Below are 15,494 nucleotides of genomic sequence, written 5' to 3' on the forward strand. Positions count from 1 at the left end.
ACCGATCCCGCACCCTCAACCAGCCGGATCGGCCGCGTTCGCCCCACCTGCCCGCAAGGCCAACCCCTCGACAATCGCCGTAAGCGCCGCCCCCCGATGCAGGTCCGCCCGTGGGAACCGCGCCCGCATCTCGTCTTCGACCACCGCCATCAGGCTCGACCCGCCGACAAAGATTAGCCGATCCACCGCCTCGGGCGCGAGGCCTGCGTTCTGCGCCGTTGCCTCCGCCGCATCCCCCATCTGCGCGGCGAGTTTCGACAGCCGCTTGCGCATCCAATCGCGGGGCAGGGGCAATGTCGCGCGGGGTTTGAGCATCGAGACGTCGATCATTGGTTCTGTATCCCCTTCGGCCCCCGCGGCATTGGCGCGGATTTTGCCCGCTTCGACAGCAAAGGCGAGGTCATGGCCAAGCTCTTCGTCGAGCACTTTGACCAACCGCGCCAGACGCTTGGGATGTTCGGCGTAGCGATGCAGTTCCGCCGCCGCCTTGCGGGTCTCCGGCCCATAGAGAAACGGAATTTTCGCCCAAGTGGCCAGATCGTTAAAGATCGCATTGGGCGCGATATGGGTGTCGCCTCCGAAAGCGTGGCGAATTTCGCTGCCCATGCCAAGCTGCGGCATCACCCGCCCAATCGACAGGGACCGGTCGAAATCGGTCCCGCCCAGCCGAATACCGTGGCTTTCCAGAATGTCGATCTCATCATTCCCGCGCTGCCGGAACAGCGTGAAATCCGAGGTGCCGCCGCCGATATCGATGACCAGCCCCAGATCTCCCGGATGCAAGGCCGCGCGATTGGCAATCGCGGCGGCTTCAGGTTCGTTCATGAAGTCCACATGCGCGAAACCTGCCCGACCATAGGCCTCGCACAGGTCCGTCAGGGCTTGGGCATCGCGGGCGTCATCGGCAGAGTGAAAGCGCACCGGGCGGCCTGAGATCGCCCTGTCGAAATGCATGCCCGTGGCGGTTTCGGCCTGTGTTTTGACCCGCGCCAAAAACCGCGCCACGATGTCGATAAAATCGAGCCTTTCACCCAATAGCACCCGCCGTTCGCGCATCAGCCGGGTGCCGAGCAGGCTTTTCAATCCGCGCATATAGCGGCCCTCGGCCCCGGCCAGCAGCGCGTCGGAGGCAGCGGCGCCGATCCGCATTTCCTGCGCTTCGAAATCAAAGAACACTGCCGTCGGAAGGGTCTGTGCCTCGGCCTCCAGCGGGATCAGTTGCGGGGTGCCGCCGATGGCGATGCCCGCCGCGGTGTTGGAGGTTCCAAAATCAATCCCCAGCGTGGCCATGATGTTCTCCTGACGCCTTTTCACGGTCGTTCCGATACGCGGCGCGCCCGTGCAAAGCACCCGCGATACCCTTCTCGCGCAAGCTTGGCAACGAAGGCTGGCGCGCCGCGCGGCTTTTGGCTAGCCTCGCAAAAAATACGCCAATATGGGAGACTTTCATGAACCGTTTGAACCGCTTGATGACCGGTGTGGCCAGCGCTGCATTGGCCGTTGCCGCCACGACGGCCCTCGCCAAGGACGACATCACTGTCGCCATGCAGCTTGAGCCGCCGCACCTCGATCCGACCTCCGCCGCCGCGGGCGCCATCGACTCGGTGCTTTATACCAATGTTTTCGAAGGGCTGACCCGTTTCATGGGCGATGGCTCTGTCGTGCCGGGGCTGGCTGAATCTTGGGAGATTTCCGAGGACGGTCTGACCTATACCTTCAAGCTGCGTGAGGGGGTCACTTTTCACGATGGCTCCACGATGGATGCCGAGGATGTGAAATTCACCCTCGACCGGATCAATGCCGAAGACAGCGCCAACGCGCAAAAGGCGCTCTATTCCGCGATTTCCGAGGTGAATGTCATCGACCCGCAGACCGTTGAGGTCAAACTGAGCGAGCCAAACGGCAACATGCTTTTCAACCTCGCTTGGGGCGATGCGGTGATCGTGGCGCCGGAATCGGTCGAGACGATCAAACAGACCCCAATCGGCACCGGCGCGTTCAAATTTGAGAACTGGAACCAAGGTGACAAGATCACCCTGACCCGGAATGAAGACTATTGGGGCGAAGCGCCCGCGCTGGCCAGCGCGACGTTCAAGTTCATTTCGGACCCGACAGCGGCTTTCGCTTCCGTCATGGCCGAGGATGTCGATGTTTTCACCGGCTTTCCCGCGCCCGAGAACATTCCCCAGTTCGAAGCCGACCCGCGGTTTCAAGTGCTGATCGGCTCGACCGAGGGCGAAACGATCCTGTCGATCAACAACCAGCGCGAACCTTTCGATAACGTTAAAGTGCGCGAGGCGGTGGCCCGTGCCATCGACCGGCAGGCGATCATCGACGGTGCGATGTTCGGCTATGGCACGCCCATCGGCACCCATTTCGCACCGCATAACCCCGATTACGTCGACCTGACGCAGTTGAGCAGCTACGATCCCGAAAAATCCAAGGCGCTGCTGGCCGAGGCCGGTTTCCCCGATGGGTTCGAGACGACATTGCATCTGCCGCCCCCCTCCTATGCCCGCCGCGGGGGGGAGATCATCGCCGCGCAGCTGGCCGAGGTCGGCATCAAGGCGCAGATCACCAATGTTGAATGGGCGCAGTGGCTGGAAACCGTGTTCAAAGGCAAAGATTTCGGCCTGTCGATCGTCAGCCATACAGAGCCGATGGACATCAACATCTATGCCAACCCAGACTATTACTTCCAGTATGACAATGCCGAATTCCAGTCTCTGATGACCGAGTTCAACAAGACGGCAGACCCTGCTGCGCGGAGCGAGATGCTGGCCAAGGCGCAGCGCATCATCGCCGAAGACTATGTGAACGGTTACCTGTTCCAGCTTGCTTTCCCGACGATTGCCAAGGCCGGTGTCGAAGGGCTTTGGGTAAATGCGCCGACGCAGGCGACGGATCTGACGGGTGTCAGCTGGGCGGAGTGATCTGAAAGGATCATGTCCAAGCATTAAAAAGGGCGCGCCTAAAGGCGCGCCCTTTGTAGTGAGATGCGAAGACCTATTAGTCTTTGCCGCGCATGCCGGCCGCGGCTTCGCTTACCAGCGCATCGGGGTTCTGGTTGCAGACGACCATGAAGTCTTCCATTTCCTGCTGCATTTCCGTGTCGGCCATCTCGTCGGCTGCTTCAGAATCTTCGACAGCTTTTGTGTCGTCGATCAGGGAATCTTCGGTCTCTTCAGCGTCAGTCGCTTCTTCCGAGGTAATATCGCTCGGCTCGGAACCGTCGTTCTTGGTTTCGGTGATCAGGGAGCCACCGTGGCCGCCATCTTCCAGCTCGGCAATTGCCATGGATGCGACTTTCATTTTGTCTTCATCGCTCAGTTCCTTATACTGGGCGCAGGTCATGGTGGCCATGTCCATGTGAGCGGCGGCGAATGCGGGTGCGGAAACGGTGCCCAGAAGGCCGGCGATCGCAAGTGTTTTCAAAGTCGTTTTCATTTTCAATCTCCAGTTTTGTCTGTTCTCCCGAAAACAACACCGCATAACCGATATGGTTCCAGCGCATGGCAATAAGCCATGCAAAATCCGCGCTCAAAGAGTTTAAGGGCATGTCACGACTTGATTCTTTCGGCGATTGTGGGGGGCGCAGCTGGACCGAACTTCCCAAAATCGACCATTTTTCACATTCTTGCAGGGGAAACTGCACGCGGGCTCTGGACCCTCCCGAGCGTGCCGCCTAACCTCCGCGCTATGTTGCGCTATGCGTTGAAAAGATTTCTCTCCTTGCTCATCAGTCTCGCGGTTGCGTCGCTGGTGATATTCATGGTGATCGAGGTCGCCCCCGGCGATCCGGCATCCTTTATGCTGGGCTTGAATGCCCAGCCCGAAACACTGGCCGCGCTGCGCAGTGAACTGGGGCTCGATCAGTCCCGGCCAGAGCGTTATCTGGAATGGGTCGGTGGCATGTTGCAGGGTGATTTCGGCACCTCCTACACCTATCGCACCCCGGTGACCGAGATGATCGGCGACCGGCTTTGGGTCTCTGTGCCCTTGGCGCTCTATGCGCTTTCCCTCTCTGTCATCGTGGCCTTTCCGGCGGGCATCTATGCCGCTTCGCGCCGCGGTCGAGCGGGGGATGTGGGCGTGATGGGGGCGACGCAATTGGGCGTGGCGGTGCCGAACTTCTGGTTCGCCATGATCCTCGTGCTGATCTTTTCGATCAATCTGCGTTGGTTTTCGGCGGGTGGGTTCGTCGGCTGGGACAAGGGGCTTTTCGCCGGGCTGCACGCGCTGACCCTGCCCGCCATCGCGCTGGCCTTGCCGCAGGCGGCGATCCTTGCGCGGGTCATGCGCTCGGCCCTGCTGGATGTGCTGGGCGAAGACTTCATGCGCACCGCGCGGGCCAAGGGGCTGACCGCGCGGCAGGCGCTTTGGCGGCACGGGCTGCGCAATGCGCTGATTCCGGTGCTGACCATTATTGGCTTGCAGTTCTCCTTCCTGCTGGCCGGGTCGATCATTATCGAGCAGGTCTTTTACCTGCCGGGGCTGGGGCGGCTGGTGTTTCAGTCGATCTCGGCGCGGGATTTGATCGTGGTCGAGTCGGTCGTCATGCTCTTGGTCTTTTCGGTGATCCTGGTGAACTTCCTTGTCGATCTGGCCTATGCTGCCGTCGATCCCCGGTTGAGGGCCCGCACATGAACCGCAACCTGCTGCTTGGGGTCGTGCTGACCTCTGTCTTTCTGCTCGCCGCGCTGATCTCCTTTGTCTGGACGCCCTATGACTATGCCGGGCTTGATATCGCGAACAAACTGCGTAGCCCGTCGTTGGCGCATCCGATGGGGACGGATCACTTTGGCCGCGACATCCTCAGCATGATCATGGTCGGCGCGCGCACCTCCATCGCCGTGGCGCTGGTGGCGGTGGGCATTGGCATGGGCGCGGGCGTGCCGTTAGGGCTCTGGGCCGCAGCGCGGCGCGGCAGCCTTGTGGATGAGGTCATCATGCGCGGCAATGATCTGGTCTTTGCCTTTCCGGCCATCGTCATCGCCATTCTGATTACGGCGGTCTTTGGCGCCGGGGCGATCAATGCGATCATCGCCATCGGCATCTTCAACATCCCCGTTTTCGCCCGGATCACCCGCGGTGCGGCGCTGTCGCTCTTGCAGCGGGAGTTCATCATGGCAGCACGGGTGGCGGGCAAATCCGCCGCGCGTATCTCGTTCGAGCATATCCTGCCCAATGTCGCCAATCTGCTGATCGTGCAGGGGACCATCCAGTTCTCTTTGGGCATTCTGGCCGAGGCGGGGCTGAGCTATGTCGGCCTCGGCGCGCAGCCGCCGGTGCCCTCTTGGGGCCGGATGCTGGCCGATGCGCAGACCATGGTCAGCATCGCGCCGCATATGGCCCTGATGCCCGGTTTCGCAATCATCCTGACGGTGCTGGGGCTGAACCTGATGGGTGACGGGCTGCGCGACCTGCTTGACCCCCGCCTGAGGGTGGCACGCACATGACGCTTCTGACCGTTTCCAATCTTTCGCTCTCGATCCACGGGCTGCGCATCCTCGATGGGGTGACCTTTTCGGTCGCACCAGGAGAGATCGTGGCCGTGACAGGGGAAAGCGGCTCGGGCAAGTCGATGACCGCACTGGCGGCGATGCAACTCTTGCCCAAAGGCGCGAGGACCACCGGGCATATCATGCTGGGCGACGACGATCTGACCCAGATGGACGAGGCAGCGCTCTGCGATATGCGCGGCAATGACATCGGCATGGTGTTCCAAGAGCCTATGACTGCGCTCAACCCGGTGCAAAGCATCGGTCGCCAAGTGGCCGAAACCATCCGCGTGCATGAACCCGGCGTCTCGCGGGCCGAGGCTGAGGCCCGCGCTGCCGATACGTTGACCCGCGTCGGCCTGCCTCAAGACCGCTTCCCCCTGTCGCGCTATCCGCATGAATTGAGCGGCGGCCAGCGCCAGCGGGTGGTGATCGCCATCGCCATCGCTCTACGCCCCCGCCTGCTGATCGCCGATGAGCCGACCACCGCGCTGGATGTCACCACGCAGGCGCAGATCCTCGCCCTGTTGACCCGTCTGGCGCGCGAAGACGGCATGGGGCTGTTGATGATCACCCACGACCTTGCCGTCGTGGCGGATATGGCCGACCGGATTATCGTCATGCGCAAGGGGCAGATCGTCGAACAGGGGGAGACGCAGGCCCTGCTGCACAACATGCAGCACCCCTATACCAAAATGCTTTTCGCCGCCTCCCGCCATGAGGTGAACCTGCCCGCGCCGCCCGCGCCTCAGCCCCTGCTAGAGGTCAAAGGCGTCTGCCGCGATTACCATCTGCCGCGCAAGACACTCTTTGGCGCGCCCGGCACGTTCCGCGCGGTGGACAACCTCAGCTTTACCCTAAACCGGGGGGAGCGTTTGGGGCTGGTCGGGGAATCCGGTTGCGGGAAATCGACCCTGACCCGGGCGATTTTGGGGCTGGAGCCGGTTCAAGAGGGCAGTATCACTGTCGATGGCCAGCCAGTCTTTACCGGGACGCAGCCGAACCTTGCCGTACGGCGCAAGATGCAGGTGGTGTTTCAAGACCCCTTCGGCAGTTTCAACCCGCGCCACCGGGTCGACCGTTTGGTGACCGAGCCGTTTCACCTGCTCGACACCCCGCCGCAGGGGGCCGAGCGAACCCGCGCGATCGACGAAGCCTTGACCGCCGTGGGGCTGCGCCCGGCGGATGCGCGGAAATACATTCACGAATTCTCCGGCGGTCAGCGCCAGCGGATTGCCATTGCCCGGGCGCTGATCATCCGGCCCGAGTTGATTCTGTTCGATGAGGCCGTCAGCGCGCTTGATGTCTCGGTCCGGGCGCAGATCCTCGATCTGCTGGCCGATCTTTGCAGCCATTATGACCTGACCTATCTTTTCATCTCGCATGACCTGTCGGTGGTGCGCACGGTGACGGATCGGGTGCTGGTGATGCAGTCTGGCAAGATCGTCGAGGCCGGAGAGACCGCGCAGGTCTTTGACGCGCCGCAGCATGACTATACCAAATCGCTGATCGCCGCCGCGCCGGTTCTGCCTGACCTGTCCCAGCCCGTCGGATAGGCTTTGCGGCCCCAGGGGTCAGCCGCATTGATTGCGATGAAAAACCGACCTAACGTGAAATCGGGGATTCCCGCCACAGGGGCATGTCTGCTCGCGGTCTGAATGGTGTGTGAAGAATTTCCCAGCCCAGTCAATTGCCTGAAGGCTGCGGCGCTCTACTTGTGCATGCAATGGTGTCCGCCTAAAGGGTGGTCCGCCAATTATAACAATGGGAGACATCTTATGAAAATGTTCAAAATGCTCGCGATGACCGGTGCCATGGTGGCCGGCACTGCGGCTATGGCGCAGGAAAAATTCATCACCATCGGCACCGGTGGTCAGACGGGCGTTTACTTTGTCGTCGGTCAGTCGATCTGCCGTCTGGTGAACCGCGGCACCGCGGACCACAACCTGAAGTGCACCGCGCCCTCCACCGGCGGGTCGATCGCCAACATCAACGCGATCAAGGCGGGCGACATGGACATGGGCGTGGCCCAGTCCGACTGGCAGTTCCACGCCTACAACGGCTCCTCCCAGTTCGAGGGTGACAAGTTTGACAAGCTGCGCGCGGTCTTCTCCGTGCATGGTGAGCCCTTTAACGTCATCGCCCGTGCCGACAGCGGCATCGAGTCGTTCGATGACCTCAAAGGCAAGCGCGTCAACATCGGCAACCCCGGTTCCGGTCAGCGCGCCACCATGGAAGTCGTGATGGACGCCAAGGGCTGGACGCTGGACGATTTCGCACTGGCCTCCGAGCTGAAACCGGCTGAGCAAGCCGCCGCACTGGGCGACAACAAGGTGGATGCGATCATCTACACCGTGGGTCACCCCAACGGTTCGATCCAAGAAGCCGTGTCGACCATCGACGCCAAGCTGATCCCCGTGGATGGCGACGCGATCCAAGGTCTGATCGACGACAACCCCTATTATGCCGAGGCCACCGTGCCGGGCGGCATGTACAAGGGCACCGACGAAGACGTGAAAACCTTCGGTGTGAAAGCTACCTTTGTGACCTCCGCCGATGTTGACGACGAAGTCGTTTATCAGGTGGTCAAAGCGGTTTTCGACAACTTCGACCGTTTCAAGCGTCTGCACCCTGCCTTTGAGAACCTGACCCAAGAGGAAATGATCTCGGGCGGTCTTTCCGCGCCGCTGCACCCCGGCGCCGAGAAGTATTACAAAGAGCAAGGTTGGCTCGAGTAATCTATCCGTGACATGATAGCTCTGGCGGCGGTACGCTGCCGTCAGAGGCCCGAAGAACAATATGCGCATCCGCCCCAAGGTGGAGCCGACAGGGGGACGATATGTCTGAGAAGGACCAGCAAAAGGCGGCGGCTGTCGAAACCGCCGCGACCGGTGACCGGGGCGGATTGAGCCAGGCGGAACTGGACGAACTTGTCGCTTCTTCCGATACGGGTGGGCGTTCTGTCAGCGGGTTAATGGGCACATTGCTGCTGCTGGTGGCCTTGGCTTGGTCGCTGTTCCAACTCTACATCGCCTCGCCCATCGGCCTTTTCAACGATACGCTGGCCCGCTCCATCCACCTTGGCTTTGCCGTATTCCTTGGCATCATGGTGTTTCCGGCCACGCGCACCAGTTTTCAGGTGGCGCTTGGCGTCATCGTTCCCATCGTTCTTGCCGCGCTCTTTATGGCCAGCACGAAAGACTCCACCGCCATCTGGTGGATCCCGATCCCGGCGGCCTTTGTGGTCGCGACCGTGCTGCTTGGCTCACCCAAGAACCGCATTCCGATTTGGGAATGGGCCTTGGCCATCGTCGGCACCTTTTGTGCGCTGTATCTCTTTATCTTCTACCGTGACATCGCCAACCGCGTCGGCGCGCCGATCCTGCCAGATTATATCGCAGGGGTGACCGGCCTGTTGATCCTGCTCGAAGCCACCCGCCGCGCCCTTGGGCCTGCGCTGATGATCGTGGCGAGCGTCTTTCTCTTCTACACCGTGCTTGGCCCCTATATGCCCAGCATCATCGCCCATAAGGGCAACAGCCTTTCGGAGATCGTGAACCACCAATGGATCACAACCGAAGGCGTCTTCGGCATCGCGCTTGGTGTGTCGACCTCCTTCGTCTTCCTCTTCGTGCTCTTCGGTTCGCTCTTGGACCGTGCGGGCGCGGGCAACTACTTCATTCAAGTTGCCTTCAGCCTCATGGGCCACATGCGTGGCGGCCCGGCCAAGGCGGCGGTCGTGGCCTCGGCCATGACCGGCCTGATCTCGGGCTCGTCCATTGCCAACGTCGTGACCACGGGCACCTTCACCATCCCGCTGATGAAGAAAGTCGGCTTCAACTCCGAGAAGGCCGGCGCGGTCGAGGTGGCTTCGTCGGTCAACGGGCAGATCATGCCGCCGGTGATGGGGGCTGCGGCCTTCCTGATGGTCGAATATGTCGGCATTCCCTATTTCGACGTGGTCAAACACGCCTTCCTGCCTGCGGTGATCTCATACATCGCGCTGGTCTACATCGTGCATCTTGAGGCGATGAAAGCCGGGATGCAGGGTCTGCCGCGTGCCTATACGCCCAAGCCGCTGGTGCAGCAGCTCATCGGCATCGCCTTTGCAATCATCGCGATCTGCGCGCTGTCCTTCGCGGTTTACTATCTGATGGGCTGGATCCGCCCGGCCTTCCCCGAAACGGCGGGCTATATCATCTTTGTCTTCCTCACGGCGGTCTATGTCGGCCTGCTTTATGTGGCGAGCAAGGAAGAACCGCTTGAAATGGAAGACCCCAACGCCGAGGTGACGACCCTGCCGATGCCGGGGCCGACTGCGCGGTCCGGTCTGCATTTCATCTTGCCCGTCGTGGTGCTGGTCTGGGCGCTGATGGTGGACCGACTGTCGCCGGGCCTGTCGGCCTTTTGGGCGGCGGCCTATATGATCTTTATCCTGCTGACGCAGCGCCCGCTGATGGCGATGTTCCGGGGTGAGAGCCAGTTCCTAAATGATGTCAAAGCCGGGTTCCTTGACCTGATCGACGGTCTGGTCACCGGCGCGCGCAACATGATCGGCATCGGCATCGCCACGGCGACAGCGGGAATCATCGTGGGCGCGGTCAGCCAGACCGGTGTCGGCTCGGCGCTCGCGGACGTGGTCGAGGTGCTCTCGGGCGGCAATATCCTTGCCATCCTGTTCCTCACCGCGATCCTGTCGCTGATCCTCGGCATGGGCCTGCCCACCACCGCCAACTACATCGTGGTCTCGGCGCTGCTGGCGCCGGTGATCGTGACGCTGGGCCAGCAGAACGGGCTGATCGTGCCGCTGATCGCGGTGCATCTGTTCGTGTTCTACTTCGGTATCATGGCCGATGTGACCCCGCCGGTGGGTCTGGCGAGCTTTGCCGCCGCCGCCGTCTCGGGCGGTGATCCGATCCGCACCGGTCTGGTCGCTTTCTTCTACTCCCTGCGCACTGCGGCGCTGCCGTTCCTGTTTATCTTCAACACGGAATTGCTGCTGATTGGGGTCACATGGGGGCAGGGGCTGTTCATCTTTGTGGTGGCCACCGTGGCCATGCTGCTTTTCGCGGCGGCGACCCAAGGCTGGTTTTTGGCCCGCAACCGTTTCTATGAAACCATAGCACTGCTGCTCATCGCCTTTACTCTGTTCCGCCCGGGCTTTTGGATGGACATGATCTATCCGCCCTATAGCGAGGAAGCCCCGACCGAAATCGTGCAGGCCGCCGAAGAAACCCCCGCAGGCGAACGGCTGCGGTTGCGCATCTCGGGCGTGAACGATCTGGGCGATCCGCTGGAGTTCGTGGCACTGCTGCCCATCGGCGAAGGTGAGACTGGGGCCGAGAAGCTGGAGGCCGCGGGGCTCATGTTCCGCGAGGATGGCGACAAGATGATCATCGACGATGTTCTCTACGACAGCCCGGCGCAGGGCGCGGGCCTTGATTGGGACCAAGAGGTGCTGCGGGTGCTGAAGCCGATGCCGCAACCCAGCAAGTACTGGATGTTCATCCCCGCCCTGCTACTACTGGCGTTGGTGGTCTTCTTGCAACGGGGCCGTGCCGCGCAGGCCCCCCGTAAGCCTGCGACAGCATAAGGAGAGCGCATCATGTTCGATAACATCCTGCTGACCGTTGATTTGAGCGACCCGAAATCATGGGAAAAGGCCCTGCCGCAGGCGATCGACATGATCCGCCTCTCCAAAGGCACGCTGCATATCCTTTCGGTCGTGCCGGACATGGGCACGCCGCTGGTCGAAGGGTTCTTTCCCGCAGATTACGAGAAACAGGCGACGGGCCGCGCGGCCAAGGCGCTTGAGCAGTTGGTCGAGCGTGAGGTGCCTGATGACGTAAAGGTGAAGCAGCACCTGAAGTTCGGCAAGATCCACCGCGAGGCACTGAAAACAATAAAGAAATCAAACGCCGATCTGGTGGTCATGGGGTCCGAGCACCCCGACAGCCTGCGCGAATTCCTCGTCGGGTCCAACGCCGACCGCATTGTGCGTCGTTCGCCTGTTTCCGTTCTGGTCGTGAGGGCGTAAGACACGTGCGTCGCGGAGATAGGCAAGGAAATGGTCCATTGCGCCGCGTAGTTCGGAGTATTCACGCATGACCCCTTTCGCGATTGCCGGCGTGCAGATGTACGTCAATGCCTTGCAGCCCAATGTCGAGGGCATGATCCAGCGGCTCGACATCCTGATGGCGCGTTTCCCTTGGACGCAGATGGTGCTGTTTTCCGAACTGGCGCCTTTCGGCCCGCTTGACCGGTTTGCCCTGCCGCCCGAGAATGAGACGATCGAACAGTTTCAGGCCGCCGCGCGGCGGCATCGGGTCTGGCTGATCCCCGGTTCGATGTTCCTCAAGCATCCCGAGGATGGCCGCGTGTACAACACCTCGGTCGTCATCAACCCCGAAGGCGAAGTGGTGCGCCGCTATGCCAAGATGTTCCCCTTCCGACCCTATGAGGCCGGGATCGCGGCGGGCAATGAGTTCTGTATTTTCGACGTGCCGGATGTGGGCCGTTTTGGCCTGTCGATCTGCTATGACATGTGGTTCCCCGAAACGACGCGGCAGTTGACCTCGCAGGGCGTCGAGGTGCTGTTGCACCCGGTTTTGACTGGCACCACGGACCGGGATGCGGAACTTGCCATCGCGCGCGCCACGGCGGCGCAATTCCAGTGCTATATCTTCGACGTGAATGGCCTTGGCGCCGGGGGTGTGGGCCGCTCCTGCGTGGTCGATCCGACTTCGATGGTGCTGCACCAATCGGCGGGGCAAGAGGATATGTTCCCGATCGAGATCGACCTCAATATGGTGCGCCGTCAGCGTGAGACGGGGATGAAGGGGCTGGGCCAACTGCTGAAATCCTTCCGCGACCGTCCGACAGACTTCCCGGTCTATGACCGTGACAGCGGCGCAGATGCCTTCCTGCACACCCTTGGCCCGCTCGAAATTCCGCAACAGGGCAGCCGCGCGGGGCTGCATGTCGACGTGCCCGCCCAGCAGGTGCCTGCCGAGATTCCGACCTATAAGGGCAAGAACGGTTTCCCGCCTGAGCCGCTTGCCAGCCCCACCGCCGGGACGGCGCCCGAGGTGGCGCAGACACCGGCGCCCACGGCCCCCGCGGCGGCCATGCCAGATACACATACAACGCCCGATACGCCCGGGCAGAACGACAATACCAGCGGCTAGGCCGAGGTTAGGTTCGCGCAAAGCGCTACCTGAAGCATCGGTCGGCCCTCAAGCAGAGGACGACTGATGCATTCTATGAACGACTATTCCTCGGCCATTCAACTGCGGTCGGATCGGTGGAGCGCCCTGCGCGCCGCCGCCGCTGCCATGTCGCGCGATCCGAAGGGCAAGGGCGCGGCGGAGGGGCGCAGGGAAATCGAGGCGCTGTTTGAGTCACTGGCCCTGATCGAGCCCTATTGGGCCTTTCCGGGCATGTCCGCCTTTGACCACATGCGCCGCCAGTTCGCCCATGGCAATTACGAGGATCTGGCCTTTGCCTTGAACCGGGTGACCCGCGCGCTGACCACCGGCGCCTATCGCCGCCGCACCATTCCGCTGGAACGCGACAGTCTGGATCAGGACGAGCATGATGACGAGGCCATGCTGCCGCCCGAGGCGCGGGCGCTGGCCAAGCCCTATTTCGAAGTGCTGATCGTCGATAATGTGAACGAACAGCAGGAACGCTGGCTGCGCAGCAATGTCACCCGCATGCGCCGGACCGAAGACCCGTTCATCTACGAAGCCGTGGTGGTGCCCAGCCTTGAAGATGCGCTGATCGCGGTGATGTTCAATCACAACATCCAAGCCATCGTTGTCCGCCCCGGTCTGACGTTGAAATCAAAGGTCGATCAACAGATCCTGACCCGCTACCTCGCCCGTGCGGGAGGGCGGGCTGAGATCGACGCGCTTGAGCCTGAAAGCTACGGCCCCGAGCTCTGCCGGATGATCGCCAAGGTCCGGCCCGAGCTTGACGCCTATCTGGTCACCGAACGCTCGGTCGAGGATATCGCGGGGCTCGATCTGGGGATTTGTCGGCGGGTCTTCTACAATCAAGAAGACTTCATGGAGTTGCACCTCAACATCCTGCGCGGGGTGCAGGCGCGCAACAAGTCGCCTTTCTTCACCGCGCTGGTGGAATATTCCAAACAACCCACCGGCGTTTTCCACGCCATGCCCATCAGCCGCGGCAAGTCGATCACCCGCAGTCACTGGATTCAGGACATGGGCGCGTTCTACGGGCCGAATATCTTTTTGGCAGAGACTTCCGCCACCTCTGGCGGGCTGGACAGCCTGCTAGAGCCGCATGGGCCGATCAAGGAGGCGCAGGAACTGGCCAGCCGCGCCTTCGGCTCTAAACAGACATTTTTCGCCACCAACGGCACCTCGACCTGCAACAAGATCGTGGTGCAGGCACTGGTGCGGCCCGGCGACATCGTTCTGGTCGACCGCGACTGCCACAAGAGCCACCACTACGGCATGGTGCTGGCAGGCGCACAGGTGAGTTACCTCGACAGCTATCCGCTCAACGCATACTCGATGTATGGCGCGGTGCCGCTGCGCGAGATCAAGCATCGCCTCTTGGAGTTGAAGGCGGCGGGCAAGCTTGATCGGGTGCGAATGCTTTTGCTGACCAACTGCACCTTCGACGGGCTGGTCTACAACGTCGAACGGGTGATGGAGGAATGTCTGGCGATCAAGCCCGACCTGATCTTCCTCTGGGATGAGGCGTGGTTCGCTTTCGCCCGGTTTAGTCCCACATATCGCCAACGCACCGCGATGAACGCGGCCAATACCCTGCGGGCGAAGTTCAAGTCCGAGGCCCATGCCGCCGCCTATGAGGCCCAGCAAAAGTCCCTGAAGGACGCGGATGATGAGACCCTGCGCAACACCCGGCTGATCCCCCCTCCGCAGGCGCGGGTGCGGGCCTATGCCACACAATCGACCCACAAGACGCTGACCTCGCTGCGGCAGGGCTCGATGATTCATGTCAACGATCAGGACTTCAAAGGCGAGGTCGAGCAGAGCTTCCACGAAGCCTATATGACCCACACCTCGACCTCACCGAACTACCAGATCATCGCCTCGCTCGATGTGGGGCGGCGTCAGGTCGAACTCGAAGGGTTCGAATTTGTCCAACGGCAGGTCGAAGCGGCAATGTCGATGCGCCGCGCGATCAGCGAACACCCCTTGCTGCGCAAGTATTTCAAGGTGCTGACCGCAGGCGACATGATCCCCGAGACCCACCGCGAAAGCGGGGTGACCAGCTATTACGACACCGAACAGGGCTGGACCGACATGTGGGATTGCTGGGAGCAGGACGAATTCGTGCTCGACGCCACCCGCGTGACACTCGCCGTGGGCGGCACCGGCTGGGATGGCGATACCTTCAAGACCCAGATCCTGATGGATAAATACGGCATCCAGATCAACAAGACCTCGCGCAATACCGTGCTGTTCATGACCAATATCGGCACCACGCGCTCCTCGGTGGCCTATCTGATCGAAGTGCTGGTGGAGATCGCCAAGTCGCTCGACGATCTGCTGGACGATGCCAGCCGGATGGAGAAACTGTCCTTCGATCGCCGCGTCACCAACCTGATGGAGAACTACCCGCCGCTGCCGGATTTCAGTTGCTTCCACGAAGCCTTCCGCGCCGCCGATACGCCCGAGGGCGACATTCGCACGCCCTTCTTCCTCGCCTATGATGAGAAAAACTGTGACTATCTCGACCTGAACGGATCCTTGCAAGAGGTGATGGACGCGGGCGACACGGTGGTCTCGGCCAGTTTCATCATCCCCTATCCGCCCGGCTTTCCGATCCTCGTCCCCGGACAGGTCGTCAGTCAGGAAATTCTCGACTTCATGCGCGCGCTCGACGTGAGCGAGATCCACGGATACCGGCCCGATCTGGGCCTACGTGTCTTTACCGCGGAGGCACTGAAACGCGTGCGCCGCAAAGACCTTTCTTCTTCACCCGTTTGACCAA

At 61.5% G+C, this 15,494-nt stretch carries 11 protein-coding genes; 9 read left to right on the forward strand and 2 right to left on the reverse strand.

All coding sequences use genetic code 11. The features are described 5' to 3' along the window. Positions 1-15 precede the first annotated feature (15 nt). A complete protein-coding gene (locus tag ACGYLC_RS02300; RefSeq protein WP_394421441.1) occupies positions 16-1,290 on the reverse strand; it encodes an Hsp70 family protein in 1,275 nt (424 codons plus the stop codon). Positions 1,291-1,448: 158 nt separating this feature from the next. On the opposite strand from ACGYLC_RS02300, the gene ACGYLC_RS02305 reads away from it, so the two are divergent. Beyond that, positions 1,449-2,933 carry an ABC transporter substrate-binding protein gene (locus ACGYLC_RS02305; RefSeq protein ID WP_394421443.1) on the forward strand — a complete coding sequence of 495 codons (1,485 nt, stop codon included), beginning with the start codon at positions 1,449-1,451 and terminating at the stop codon, positions 2,931-2,933. Between the two features lie 76 nt (positions 2,934-3,009). Here the strand turns inward: ACGYLC_RS02305 and ACGYLC_RS02310 are convergent, their stop codons facing one another. Next, the gene (locus tag ACGYLC_RS02310; RefSeq protein ID WP_394421444.1) at positions 3,010-3,447 is read right to left on the reverse strand and encodes an HdeA/HdeB family chaperone; all 438 of its coding nucleotides are present in this window, start codon (positions 3,445-3,447) and stop codon (positions 3,010-3,012) included. A gap of 252 nt (positions 3,448-3,699) precedes the next feature. On the opposite strand from ACGYLC_RS02310, the gene ACGYLC_RS02315 reads away from it, so the two are divergent. From ACGYLC_RS02315 to ACGYLC_RS02350, 8 genes are all read left to right on the forward strand, one after another. Continuing rightward, complete coding sequence (locus ACGYLC_RS02315) at positions 3,700-4,647, forward strand: ABC transporter permease (protein ID WP_394421816.1); 948 nt, start codon at positions 3,700-3,702, stop codon at positions 4,645-4,647. After that, a complete protein-coding gene (locus tag ACGYLC_RS02320) occupies positions 4,644-5,459 on the forward strand; it encodes an ABC transporter permease (RefSeq protein ID WP_394421446.1) in 816 nt (271 codons plus the stop codon). Before ACGYLC_RS02315 ends, ACGYLC_RS02320 begins: the two co-directional genes overlap by 4 nt. Continuing rightward, entirely contained in the window at positions 5,456-7,057 is a 1,602-nt protein-coding gene (locus ACGYLC_RS02325; RefSeq protein WP_394421447.1) for an ABC transporter ATP-binding protein, read from the forward strand. The genes ACGYLC_RS02320 and ACGYLC_RS02325 overlap by 4 nt, the downstream gene beginning before the upstream one ends. A 222-nt stretch (positions 7,058-7,279) precedes the next feature. Next, positions 7,280-8,239, forward strand: coding sequence for a TAXI family TRAP transporter solute-binding subunit (locus ACGYLC_RS02330; RefSeq protein ID WP_394398382.1), 960 nt, complete (start codon positions 7,280-7,282; stop codon positions 8,237-8,239). Positions 8,240-8,340: 101 nt separating this feature from the next. After that, a complete protein-coding gene (locus ACGYLC_RS02335; RefSeq protein WP_394398384.1) occupies positions 8,341-11,094 on the forward strand; it encodes a TRAP transporter permease in 2,754 nt (917 codons plus the stop codon). 12 nt (positions 11,095-11,106) lie between these two features. Continuing rightward, positions 11,107-11,538 carry a universal stress protein gene (locus ACGYLC_RS02340; RefSeq protein ID WP_067268202.1) on the forward strand — a complete coding sequence of 144 codons (432 nt, stop codon included), beginning with the start codon at positions 11,107-11,109 and terminating at the stop codon, positions 11,536-11,538. 67 nt (positions 11,539-11,605) lie between these two features. Further along, on the forward strand, positions 11,606-12,688 hold the full coding sequence (locus ACGYLC_RS02345) for a carbon-nitrogen hydrolase family protein (protein WP_394398388.1): 1,083 nt from the start codon (positions 11,606-11,608) through the stop codon (positions 12,686-12,688). Between the two features lie 66 nt (positions 12,689-12,754). Then, positions 12,755-15,490, forward strand: coding sequence for an aminotransferase class I/II-fold pyridoxal phosphate-dependent enzyme (locus ACGYLC_RS02350; protein WP_394421450.1), 2,736 nt, complete (start codon positions 12,755-12,757; stop codon positions 15,488-15,490). The last annotated feature ends 4 nt before the right edge of the window (positions 15,491-15,494 follow it).

It is taken from the genome of Sulfitobacter sp. 1A12157, assembly GCF_043557345.1.
Lineage (GTDB): Bacteria > Pseudomonadota > Alphaproteobacteria > Rhodobacterales > Rhodobacteraceae > Sulfitobacter.

What these genes read in the sequence shown, in the direction of transcription:
- ACGYLC_RS02300 (WP_394421441.1), bottom strand. Translation starts at nt 1,290, where the DNA reads ATGGCCACGCTGGGGATTGATTTTGGAACCTCCAACACCGCGGCGGGC.
- ACGYLC_RS02305 (WP_394421443.1), top strand. Translation starts at nt 1,449, where the DNA reads ATGAACCGTTTGAACCGCTTGATGACCGGTGTGGCCAGCGCTGCATTG.
- ACGYLC_RS02310 (WP_394421444.1), bottom strand. Translation starts at nt 3,447, where the DNA reads ATGAAAACGACTTTGAAAACACTTGCGATCGCCGGCCTTCTGGGCACC.
- ACGYLC_RS02315 (WP_394421816.1), top strand. Translation starts at nt 3,700, where the DNA reads ATGTTGCGCTATGCGTTGAAAAGATTTCTCTCCTTGCTCATCAGTCTC.
- ACGYLC_RS02320 (WP_394421446.1), top strand. Translation starts at nt 4,644, where the DNA reads ATGAACCGCAACCTGCTGCTTGGGGTCGTGCTGACCTCTGTCTTTCTG.
- ACGYLC_RS02325 (WP_394421447.1), top strand. Translation starts at nt 5,456, where the DNA reads ATGACGCTTCTGACCGTTTCCAATCTTTCGCTCTCGATCCACGGGCTG.
- ACGYLC_RS02330 (WP_394398382.1), top strand. Translation starts at nt 7,280, where the DNA reads ATGAAAATGTTCAAAATGCTCGCGATGACCGGTGCCATGGTGGCCGGC.
- ACGYLC_RS02335 (WP_394398384.1), top strand. Translation starts at nt 8,341, where the DNA reads ATGTCTGAGAAGGACCAGCAAAAGGCGGCGGCTGTCGAAACCGCCGCG.
- ACGYLC_RS02340 (WP_067268202.1), top strand. Translation starts at nt 11,107, where the DNA reads ATGTTCGATAACATCCTGCTGACCGTTGATTTGAGCGACCCGAAATCA.
- ACGYLC_RS02345 (WP_394398388.1), top strand. Translation starts at nt 11,606, where the DNA reads ATGACCCCTTTCGCGATTGCCGGCGTGCAGATGTACGTCAATGCCTTG.
- ACGYLC_RS02350 (WP_394421450.1), top strand. Translation starts at nt 12,755, where the DNA reads ATGCATTCTATGAACGACTATTCCTCGGCCATTCAACTGCGGTCGGAT.